Here is a 2,585-nt window from a genome sequence, read left to right as displayed (position 1 = left end):
AGGCAGCGCGGTCTTGGGGGTTCCCCCCATGAGCGACTGCCGTGGTTTCCCCCACTCGCGCTTTGCATCAAGAATTGAAGTGCTTATGGGTGGACTAACACAAAGCCTCCCTTAAGCCTACCTGACTCGAAGGTTAATGGCTAAGAACCTTAAACCTGTAACCTTGGCCAAAAGGCCATGCTATGGGAAAAACCAAATAACCTTAAACCTTTAACCTTGGCCTTGGCCTTTGGGCCACGCTACGCGAATGGCCACGCTACGCGAATGGCCACGCGTGCCCGTTCAACTTTAAACTTAAACCCAAGGGACTCAAACCCAAGAGGAATCTTAAAAAAAAAATGGATAAATTCATCTAATATTCATCGAAATTTAATCTGTTTTTGAATAAAATTCAGGAATATTGAAACACTAGTTATAGTTTTTCTATGGATTATGATAATGTGTTGAGTTTTGGGATGCTTATTTTTAATTAAAAAAGGAAAAAAATATCGGTGTTTTCAAAAATCATGTAGGATGTAGTTTGGAATAAAATCCTACACTACCAAGACTTTTTTTAATTTGTTAGTGCCTGTTGAACTGTAGCAACACGACTACCTCACTATGACCCAATTGAATTATTGGTTGAAATCCTTAGGAATGCTAACTGTAGCTGTGCTCACTACGGTATCTCCTATTACCTCTAGAAAAGCTAACGCTAGAACAGTTGCGGACTTAAGGCAAGAGGGAAAATCTCTAGAAATTTCTGTGCTTCCTCCAGAGACAGCTCCGACCGATTCCATTAAAATCCCTGTTCCCCCTCCGGAAACGAACAAGAATGGCATTTGTCCGGAGTTTCTGCCACCAGTGATTGACTCGATTATCGATCATCCTTCCTTGGCGAGAGGGAAATGGGGGATTGTGGTTGAATCATTATCGGAAGAGAAGGTTTTCTACAGCCACAATGCTAATCAATACTTGATCCCTGCTTCTAACATCAAACTATTAACTACAGCGGCAGCATTAAACAAGGTTCATCCCAATACTCCTATTCGATCTAAGTCAATGAAAGAATGGGTGAAGATAACGAATCTAAAAAGCCACAATAGTTATGCTGATACGTTATTGCGCTATATTGGCGGGTCGGAAGCAGTGCAGGATGCTTTGGCAGAATTGGGAGTTGACCCTAATAGTTATCGACTGGTAGATGGGTCTGGCTTATCCCGGAAAAATTTAGCGACTCCGGAGGCATTTATAACCACTCTCAAAGGGATGAGTGATGCCAATAATAACCAAGTTTTCCTAGCCTCTTTACCGGTGGCGGGAGTGAGCGGTACTCTCAAAAATCGGTTGCGTCATCCCTCTACACAAACCAAAGTTCAAGCCAAAACCGGCACCCTCAGAGGAGTTAAAGCTCTGTCTGGATATCTCGAACATCCCGATTACGGCACTATCGTGTTTAGCATCATGGTTAATCAACCATCCCAGTCAGGAAAAGTCTTAGAAAAGGGAATTGATCAGATTGTTCTGCGCTTAACTCAGCTGATGCCTTGTAATTCATAGAGATTGTGTGGGGAGATGGGGAGATGGGGAGATGGGGAGATGGGGAGATGGGGAGATTTTTATCAAGGGTAATTATCCGACTCCCGACTCCCGACTCCCGACTGTCTAATCCTTCAAACTAGTCTTCCCCCGATTCCCGATTCCCGATTCCCGATTCCCGATTCCCTGTAACAATCCGATCAAAATACCAATTCAATACTGGAGCGAGCAAACTATGGAACCGGCCTAGTAATGTCATCTCGAATCCTGGCATGATCCCAAACTGCTTTTTCTCAATACCTCGTACAATCTGATCAGCTACGGCAGTTGCACTCCACATCTGGGCACTGCCAGTAATCATCTTAGTTTCCAGGGGCTTGGTTTTATTTTCGGCTTCCAGTTGTGGGGTATCGGTATCAGGAGGATAGACAATAGAAACATGAATGCCTTGGGGCTTTAACTCACCCCGCAAGGATTCCGCTAAACCCCGCAGGGCAAATTTACTGGGACTGTAAGGGGTATAGCCATAAATACCAATCAGTCCAGCACCGGAAGATAGCAGTACAATATGACCCTTGTGTTGCTTTACCATGGTGGGTAGTACTGCTTTAATAGCATAGAGGGAACCAAAATAGTTAACTGCCATGGTTTGTTCAAATACCTCTATGGGCAGCTCTTGGAAGTAACCGGGATGAGCAATACCAGCGCTAGTGATTAATAGGTCAGCAGGACCGATTTGGTTAATTGCTTGCTCAATAGCTGCTTCTACCTGTATCTGCTGGGAAACATCAGCAGAAATAGTGAGAATTTTTGGTTGCGGATGGGTTCCCATGGCTTCAATCTCGACTTTAGCCTGCTCTAGCTTAGCTGTATCCCTAGCAATCAAAGTCAGATTAGCTCCCTTCTGGGCTAATAATTTGGCAGTAGCTTTGCCAATCCCACTGGAGCCCCCTGTGATAATGGCGTGCTGTTGATTGAAGGTCATGGTTGAATCTATAGGGAACAGGGAATCGGGAACAGGGAACAGGGAGTCGGGAGTCGGGAGTCGGGAATCGGGAATCGGGAAT

General features: G+C 44.8%; 2 protein-coding genes. One reads left to right on the top strand and one right to left on the bottom strand.

The features are described from left to right. Positions 1–600 precede the first annotated feature (600 nt). Entirely contained in the window at positions 601–1,539 is a 939-nt protein-coding gene (gene dacB / locus BJP37_RS20265) for a D-alanyl-D-alanine carboxypeptidase/D-alanyl-D-alanine endopeptidase (RefSeq protein WP_075901456.1), read from the top strand. A 118-nt stretch (positions 1,540–1,657) separates the two neighbouring features. Here dacB and BJP37_RS20260 read toward each other — a convergent pair whose 3' ends face one another. Next, positions 1,658–2,503, bottom strand: coding sequence for an SDR family oxidoreductase (locus BJP37_RS20260; protein ID WP_075901454.1), 846 nt, complete (start codon positions 2,501–2,503; stop codon positions 1,658–1,660). Between the last annotated feature and the right edge of the window lie 82 nt (positions 2,504–2,585).

This window comes from Moorena bouillonii PNG, from assembly GCF_001942495.1.
GTDB classification, from domain to species: Bacteria; Cyanobacteriota; Cyanobacteriia; order Cyanobacteriales; family Coleofasciculaceae; genus Moorena; species Moorena bouillonii.
This window is presented reverse-complemented; position numbering and strand designations above follow the sequence as displayed.